We start from the raw sequence: 8,625 nt of genomic DNA, 5'->3' as shown, positions 1-8,625 counted from the left end.
GCCGCACCGCCGCGGCGGGTGCGGAGATCATCAGCGGCCCGGTGGATCAGGATTATGGCGGCCGCGGCTATTCCGCGCGCGATCCGGAGGGCAATGTGTGGAGCTTCGGCAGCTACGACCCCTGGGCCGACCCGGTTTGATTGAGCCACCGCCCGGTCTATCACCCAAGCCGAGCTGGTGCTGAAGACGGAAGAGCCGGGGCGCTTGCGCGGCCGCGCGAGCACCCCCGGCAACTAGCGCGCGGCGATAGGAAGAATAGGTTATTTTTCCGCCACTTCGCGGGCGTATTACACGCAAATTCAACATTCGGTTAATCTTTCGGCGCCATTGCGGCCGGGGGCGAACCGCTGGCGGCGGTGCGGCGCAAGGCCGGCGGATTTGTCCGCACGAGCAAGGGGTTACCGGAAGGGGGCGTGTGGATGTGGACGGTGGCGTGCGCCTCTCGGCAGCGCGGGTTTTCGAGCTCGTGGCGCTTCCTCTTCGATCGACGTTTTTCCGACCGTTTTCGTTGAAGGGAATCGAGAGATGAACAGCGTGAAACAAGCGCATCGCCGGCACGCGTCCGTCTCCCGCCCGATCGCGCGCAGGCGCGGGCTGCTGACCGGGGTCGGCGGGATGGCGCTGGTGCTCGCGGGCGTTTTTCCTTCGACGGCCTGGGCCAGGGGTTATCCCGCCGGCACCGATGCCGAATTGCGCCAAGCGATCCTCGACGCGAATGCGGACGGCGATCTCAGCTCGACGATCACCTTGACCGCCGATATCGCGATCACCGGCGCGCTGCCCGCCAGCACCAATACGCTGATCATCGATACCGCCGGCTTTTCGACCAACGGGATCGCGCCCGCCGGCCTCGTGACGCTGTACGGCACGATCCACGGCAATGACGACCCGATCAACTTCACCGGCCAGGCCGGGCTGACCACCGCCAGCCCCGGCGGCATCACGACGACGATTACCAATTACGCCACGATCACCGGGGGAAGCGGCAGCAACGGCACCAGCACCAGGGCGCTCGGCGCCAATATCCAGAACAACGGCAATTTGATCAACAACGGCACGATCACCGGCGGCAGCTCGGGCGTGGGCGGGCTCAGCGGCGGCCTCGGGATGCAGGTCAGCGGCAACGCCAGCGTGGTCAATAACGGCACGATCCAGGGCGGCGCCGGGCTGGGGGTGGCCGGTGGCGCGGGCGCCTTTATCGGCGTCGGCGTCAGCGGGGTGCAGAGCTTCACCAACAATGCGACGGGCATCGTGCGCGGCGGCGACGGTAGCGGCGGCGCGCTGGGCGGCGCGGGCATCGCGCTGAAGACGCTCAGCGTCCCGATCGTCAACTATGGGCTGATCGAGGGTGGCAATGGCGCGGTGGCGATCCAGGGGACGACGCTGCCGGTCAACATCGTCAACGGCGGCATCATCCGCGCCGGTGCCGGCGGCGCCGTGGCGATGGATCTCAGCCAGGCCCAGCTTACCCTGCTCGAATTGCAGGCGGGATCGAGCATCACCGGGCTCGTGATCGCCAACGCATCGGCCGGCTTCGCCCAATCGTTGCAGCTCGGCGGGAACGTCGATTCGAGCTTCGATATGTCGCTGGTTGGCGCGGCGGGGCAGTATCGGAATTTCAATCGCTTCGTGAAGGTCGGCACGAGCACCTGGATGCTGACGGGCAATGCCAGTGGTCTGCCGACGAGCGTCTGGGAGCTCCAGCAGGGCACGCTCCTGTTCGACGCGGGCACCGTCGGCGGGGCAATCCCCGCTATTATCGGCAGCGGCGCGCTGATCTTCCAGCAGAACAGCAACCTGTCCGTCGGAAATATCAACGGCGCCATCTCGGTCCTTCAGAGTGGATCGGGCACCACCACGCTGGTGGGGAATAATCATAGCGGCGGTACGACGATCACCGCTGGCAAGCTGTCGATCGGGTCCGAGACCGCGCTCGGCACCGGCGCGTTCACGATCTCCGGCGGCGCGCTCCAATGGACCGGCAACGGCAATATCGCACGATCGATCAACTGGGCGGCGAACGGCGCCGGGATCGAGGTCACCCCCGGTGCGAGCCTCACGCTGACACAGCCGCTTCTGGGCGGGGGAGCTTTGCTCAAATCGGGCGCCGGCACGCTCATCCTGAGCGGCGACAATACCTACGTCGGCGGCACGACGATCGCGGCCGGCACGCTGCGCGTTAACGGATCGATCCTGGGCGATGTGCAAGACGACGGCCTGCTGATCTTCGGCAATTCGGCTGCTTATACCTATACGGGCCAGATCCGTGGCGGCGGCGCTCTCACCACGAGCGGCGCCGGGTTGCTCACCCTGACCGGTAGCAGCGATTATAACGGCGCGACGACCGTCAACGGCTCGGGCGGGCTTCTCGTTACGAACAGGGCCATCGTCACCTACCGCGGCGGAACGACGCTTTCCGCGGGGCAGCTTCTCGTCAACGGGGGCGCCAAGATGACCTCCGGCGGCCCGACGACACTGAGCTCGGGCAATACCGCGCTCGCCGTCGACGGACAGGGTTCCGCGTTCGGTACTGCCGCGATGAACGTCGCGGGAAACAATGGCCGGGTCGTGGCCGTCAACATCACCAACGGCGGCCATCTCGATCTCACCGCCGGCGGCATGTCGCTGCGAACCCAGCTCGGCACAGCGCGGTTCACGATCGACGGCACCGGCTCGCAGGCTGATATGACGGGCGGCCTGACGCTTGCCGCCGCCGCCAACACCGGCGGCGCCGTGACGATCAGCGGCGGCGGCGCGCTGCACACCGCGGCGGCCAGCACGGTCGGCACAGCGGCGGGCAATGCGCAGAACGGCACCACCCGCCTCCTCGACATTTCGATCACCGGCGCGGGATCGAACTGGACGAGCAGCGATGCGCTGCTGATGACCAATGGCCGCTTCATGCTCGATCAGGGCGGCGCGGCGACCTTCACCAACGCGACCTTCGGGACGGTCTCGGCGGCGCTGCCGGCGACGCTCACCGTTTCCGGCGCCAATTCGCGTTTCCGCACGAGCGGCGATCTGGTGATCGGCAGCGGCGCCGGCACCGGCGCGCTCACCCTCAGCGACGGCGGCGCGGTGAACGTCGCCGGCTCTCTCGTCCTCGCCGATGTCGGCACCGCGACGGGCATCCTCAATACCGGCGGCGGCGAAGGGCAGGCTGCCGCGGCGGCGGGGGCGTTCACCGCGCCGTCGCTCGCTTTGGGCAGCGCGACCTCGCGGATCAATTTCAACCACACCGACACCGATTATATTTTCGGCGCCGCGATCTCGGGCGCGGGGGCGATCAACCAGGTCGCGGGCGACACCAATCTCACCGGCAACAGCGCGCTGTTCACCGGCACGACGATCGTCTCGGGCGGTGCGCTGCGCGTCAACGGCACGCTCGGCAGCGCCGCCAGCCTCGTCAACGTGCAGAGCGGCGGCCGGCTCGGCGGCGCCGGGACGATCGGCGGCAATGTGACGATCGCCAGCGGCGGCACGCTGGCGCCCGGCAACAGCCCGGGCACGCTGACGATCGCGGGCGATCTTGCGCTCTCCAGCGGGTCTTTGCTCGATTATGAATTCGGCCATTCCGATGTCGTCGGCGGCCCGCTCAATGATCTCACCGTCGTCGGCGGCAATCTGACGCTGGCCGGTACGATCGACGTCACCGCCACCCCCGGCGGCAATTTCGACGTCGGCCTCTATCGCGTGATCAGTTACGGCGGCACGCTGAACGATCAGGGGCTTGCGGTCGGCACGATGCCGGCGGACGCGATCGTGCAGGTGCAGACCTCGATCGCCCATCAGGTCAACCTCGTCAACATCGCGGGCGTGGACGTCAATTTCTGGGACGGCGGCGGCGCGGGTGGCGACGGCATCGTCAGCGGCGGCTCCGGCATCTGGCGGAGCGGCGCGGGCAGCGATAACTGGACGCTCGCCGACGGCACGTTGAATACCGCCTATTACGACGGCGCCTTCGCGATCTTCTCGGCCGCGCCCGGCACGGTGACGGTCGATGGCGGCGGCGGCGCGGTCACCGCCTCGGGCCTGCAGTTCGCCAGCGACGGCTATATCCTGACCGGCGACGCGATCACGCTGACCGCGCCGCAATCGGTGATCCGGGTCGGTGACGGTACGCTGGCCGGCGCCGGCTATACCGCGACGATCGCATCGGCGCTGACCAGCGACGGCGATCTCGAGAAACGCGACCTCGGCACGCTCGTGCTGACCGGTGCCGATAGCGTCGCGGGCGATCTCTACGTCAGGGCTGGCGAGTTGCGGCTCGGCGACGGCGGCACGATGAGCAGCGTCAACGGCTGGATCGGCGACGGCATCGGCGATCAGGCCCGGCTTACGGTCACCGGCCGCAACGCCAGCGGCGGCGCATCGACCTGGACCGTCGGTGGCTTGTCGGTCGGTTCGGGTGGAACGGGCGAGCTGACGATCGCCGATGGCGGCAAGATAATGAGCGACGGCGCGGTCATCGGCGAAGATAGTGCCGGTCAGGCGCTGGTCACCGGAACGGGGTCCGCCTGGCAAATCGGCGGCCGGCTCAACGTCGGCCTTTGGGAGACCGGCGCGTTGCGCATCGCGGACGGCGCGCTGGTTTCGAGCCAGGATGCGGTCGTCGGCGCAAGTGCGCACGGCGATGTCGTCGTCACCGGTCCGGGCACGTCCTGGATCAGCGCCGCGCAATTGACGATCGGCAGCTTCGGCAGCGGCACCTTGCGCATCGAGGACGGCGCAAGCGTCACCAGCGATCAGGGTTATATCGGCGCCAATGCCGATGGCAGCGTCGTCGTGACCGGTCCGGGATCGAACTGGCAGGTCACCCGCTACAACATGACCGTCGGCAACCAGGGAAATGGCGCGCTGACGATCGAGGATGGCGGGCTGGTGCACGCCGAAGGTGGCTTGCTCCTCGGTGTCGCCACGGGCGCCAGCGGCAGTCTTGCCCTGAACGGTACGGCGGCCAATCGCGGGGTTCTGGAGACCAGTCAGGTCGGCGCCGGTCGGGGGACGGTTACATTTGCGATCGACGGCGGGCTGGTTCGCGCCACGCGCAACAATGGCACTTTCTTCACCGGCTTCGACGCGCGCGACATCGCCCTCGGGGCAAATGGCGGCGTCATCGACACGAATGGCTATAGCATCGGCATCGCTCCCCGCTTCACCGGGGCGGGCGCCCTGATCAAAGACGGCGAGGGCGTGCTGACCTTGACCGGTGCGAACAGCTACACCGGTGACACGACGATCGCGGCGGGCGTTCTGCAACTCGGCAACGGGGGAACCGCCGGCTCGATCGTCGGGGACGTCGCGAACAACGGTTCACTGGTATTTTTCCATTCCGACGATATCGGATTTTCCGGCCTGATCTCGGGAACGGGGTCGGTGGTGCAGAACGGCCCGGGCGTGCTGACGCTGACCGCGGGCAACAGCTACGCCGGGCAGACGCTGGTCAACGCCGGAACGCTGCGCATCAATGGCGATCAGTCGGCGGCGACCGGGCTGACCACGGTCTTCTCGGGCGCGACGCTTGCGGGCAGCGGCGTTATCGGCGGCAGCGTCGACATGCGCGACGGCGCCACTTTGGCGCCGGGCAACAGCCCGGGGACGCTGACGATCAACGGCAACCTCTCGCTCGCCGCGGGGTCGACGCTCGCTTATGAGTTCGGCGCGCGGAACACGGTGGGCGGTCCGCTCAATGATCTGGTCAATGTCGGCGGCAATTTGACGCTCGACGGCACGCTCAATGTCACGGTCCCGGCCGGGGGCAGCTTCGATATCGGCCTCTATCGCGTGTTCAACTATGCCGGCACGCTGACCGACAACGGCCTCGCACTGGGCACGATGCCCACAGGGCCGGCGCTCACGGTCCAGACGTCGATCGCGGGGCAGGTCAATCTGGTCAACACCGGCGGCGCGCTGCTCAACTTCTGGGACGGCAGCGCCGGGGCGAACAAGCTCAACAATATGGTCGACGGCGGCAGCGGGATGTGGCGGACCGCGCTCGACAATAGCTGGACCGAGGCGACCGGCGCGGTGAACGCCGCCTATGACAATGGCGCGTTCGCGATCTTCGCCGGCACCGGGGGGCTGGTCACGATCGACAACAGCCTCGGCACGGTCACCGCCGCGGGGCTCCAGTTCGCGACGACGAATTATCGCATCCAGGGCGATGCGCTGACGCTGACCGGGCCGCAGTCGGTGATCCGCGTCGGCGACGGCACCAGCGCCGGGCTCGGCTATAGCGTGATCATCACGTCGGAGATCACCGGCAGCACCCAGCTGGTCAAGACGGACGTCGGCCGGCTCGAGCTCCTCGGCACCAACAGCTACACCGGGGGCACCGCGATCAACGGCGGCACATTGCGGATTTCCCGCGACGCCAATCTCGGCGCGGCGACGGGCGGGCTCTCGTTCAACGGCGGCACGCTCAACACCACCGCGGATCTGACCTCGGCGCGCGCGGTCGATCTCGCCGGGCAGGGCGTGTTCTCGGTCGATGCGGGCACGACGCTCACGCTCACCGGCAATCTCACCGGCGCGGGTCTGATCGGCAAGCTCGGCGCGGGCACCCTGGTGCTCGGCGGCACGGGCAGCCAGACCGGCGGCATCGAGGCGGTGCAGGGCGCGCTGTTCGTGACCGGCGATTATCGCGCGGCGACCGGGCCGGTGACCATCGACCAGCTCGCCACGCTGGGCGGCACCGGGACGATCGGCGGCAATGTGAACCTGCGCGGCACGCTGGCGCCCGGCGTCGGCGGCGTGGGCACGCTCACGATCAACGGCGATCTGCTCATCAGCCAGAGCGCGACGCTCGCTTATGAGCTCGGCCAGGCCAATGTGTCGGGCGGCGCGCTCAACGATCTCGTCAATGTCGGGGGCAATCTCACGCTCGACGGCACGCTCAATGTGTCCACCCCGGCGGGGGGCGATTTCGGGGCCGGCGTCTATCGCCTGATCAATTATGGCGGCACGCTCACCGACAACGGCCTGACGCTCGGCAGCATGCCGGGCGGGAGCAATGTCGCGGTGCAGACGTCGGTCGCCGGGCAGGTCAATCTCATCAATTTCGCCGGGTTGTCGCTCAATTTCTGGGACGGTGCATCCGGCCCGAAGGGCAACGGCGTGATCAACGGCGGGTCGGGCGCGTGGCAGAACGGCACCGGCAACGACAATTGGACCGACGCCAATGGCGTGGTGAATGCGGCCTATAGCGACGGCGCGTTCGCGGTGTTCGGCGGCAGCGCCGGGACGGTGACGGTCGACAACAGCCTCGGCGCGGTGACCGCCGCGGGGATGCAGTTCGCCGCCAGCGGCTACACAATCAACGGCGACCCGATCACGCTGACCGCGCCGCAATCGGTGATCCGCGTCGGTGACGGGAGTTCAGCGGGGGCCGGGTTCGTTGCGACGATCAACGCGGCGCTCGCGGGCGATGCGCAATTGGTCAAGACCGACGCGGGCACGCTCGTCGTCACCGGCACCAACAGCTACACCGGCGGCACCGCGATCAACGGCGGCACGCTGCAGATCGCGCGTGACGCCAGCCTCGGCGCGGCGAGCGGGGGCCTGCGCTTCGACGGCGGCGCGCTGGTGACCAGCGCGACCTTCGCCAGCAACCGCGCGGTCACTGTCGCGGGAGCTGGGACGATCGCGACCGCGAACGCCACCACGCTCACGCTCGCCGGCCCGCTTTCCGGCAGCGGCGCGCTGACCAAGACCGGCGCCGGCACCTTGCTGCTGACCGGCAATGGCGGCGGCTACACCGGCGCGACGACGATCGCGGCGGGGACGCTCGCGGTCACCGGGACGCTGGGCGGCACGGTCAACGTCGCCAGCGGCGCGCGGCTCGAAGGCACCGGATCGGTCGGTGGGGTCACCAACCTCGGCATCGTCGCGCCGGGCCGCGACGGGTTCGGCACGCTGACCGCGGCGAGCTATACCGGCGCGGGCGGCCGGCTGGAGATCGAGACCGTGCTCGGCGGCGACGCCTCTCAGACCGACCGGCTCGTCACCGGCGCGACCGCCGGGCGCACGACGATCGATCTCGTCAACCGCGGCGGGCTCGGCGCGCAGACGGTCGAGGGGATCAAGATCGTCGACGTGACCGGGGCGTCGGACGGCACCTTCCTGCTCCACGGCGATTATGCGATCGGCGGCGAACAGGCGGTGATCGCCGGCGCCTATGGCTATCGGCTCTACAAGGGCGGGGTCGCCACCCCGACCGACGGCGACTGGTATCTGCGCTCGACGCTGCTCGTCGCGCCGGAGCAGCCGCAGGTGCCGCTCTACCAGCCGGGGGTGCCGGTCTATGAGGCTTATGGCCAGACGCTGCTGGCGCTCACCGATATCGGGACGATGCAGCAGCGCACTGGCAACCGGCAATGGGCGGCGACCGAGAGCGGCAAGCCGTCGGGAATCTGGGGCCGGATGCAGGCGGGCCGCTCGCGCCCCAATGCGACCGTCTCGACCAGCCTCGCCGACGTCAATGTCGACAGCTGGAAGATGGAGATCGGCGCCGATCATGTGCTGAGCGAACGCGGCGACGGCGCGAGCCTCGTGCTCGGCGTGCTCGGCGGCTATGGCGAGGCCAATGCGAGCATCGCCTCGGTCTATGGCGGCGGTAGCATCAAG

At 68.6% G+C, this 8,625-nt stretch carries 1 protein-coding gene and 1 pseudogene; both read left to right on the top strand.

Annotated features, from left to right (window positions below; translation table 11 throughout):
* A pseudogene (locus tag BGN95_RS22375) lies at positions 1-140 on the top strand (VOC family protein); the annotation flags it as partial.
* Positions 141-525: 385 nt separating this feature from the next.
* Positions 526-8,625, top strand: an 8,100-nt coding sequence (locus BGN95_RS22370; RefSeq protein ID WP_286774046.1) for an autotransporter-associated beta strand repeat-containing protein, incomplete at its 3' end; no start/stop codon positions are given.

Source organism: Sphingomonas sp. 66-10 (assembly GCF_001897045.1).
Lineage (GTDB): Bacteria > Pseudomonadota > Alphaproteobacteria > Sphingomonadales > Sphingomonadaceae > Sphingomonas > Sphingomonas lycopersici.
This window is presented reverse-complemented; position numbering and strand designations above follow the sequence as displayed.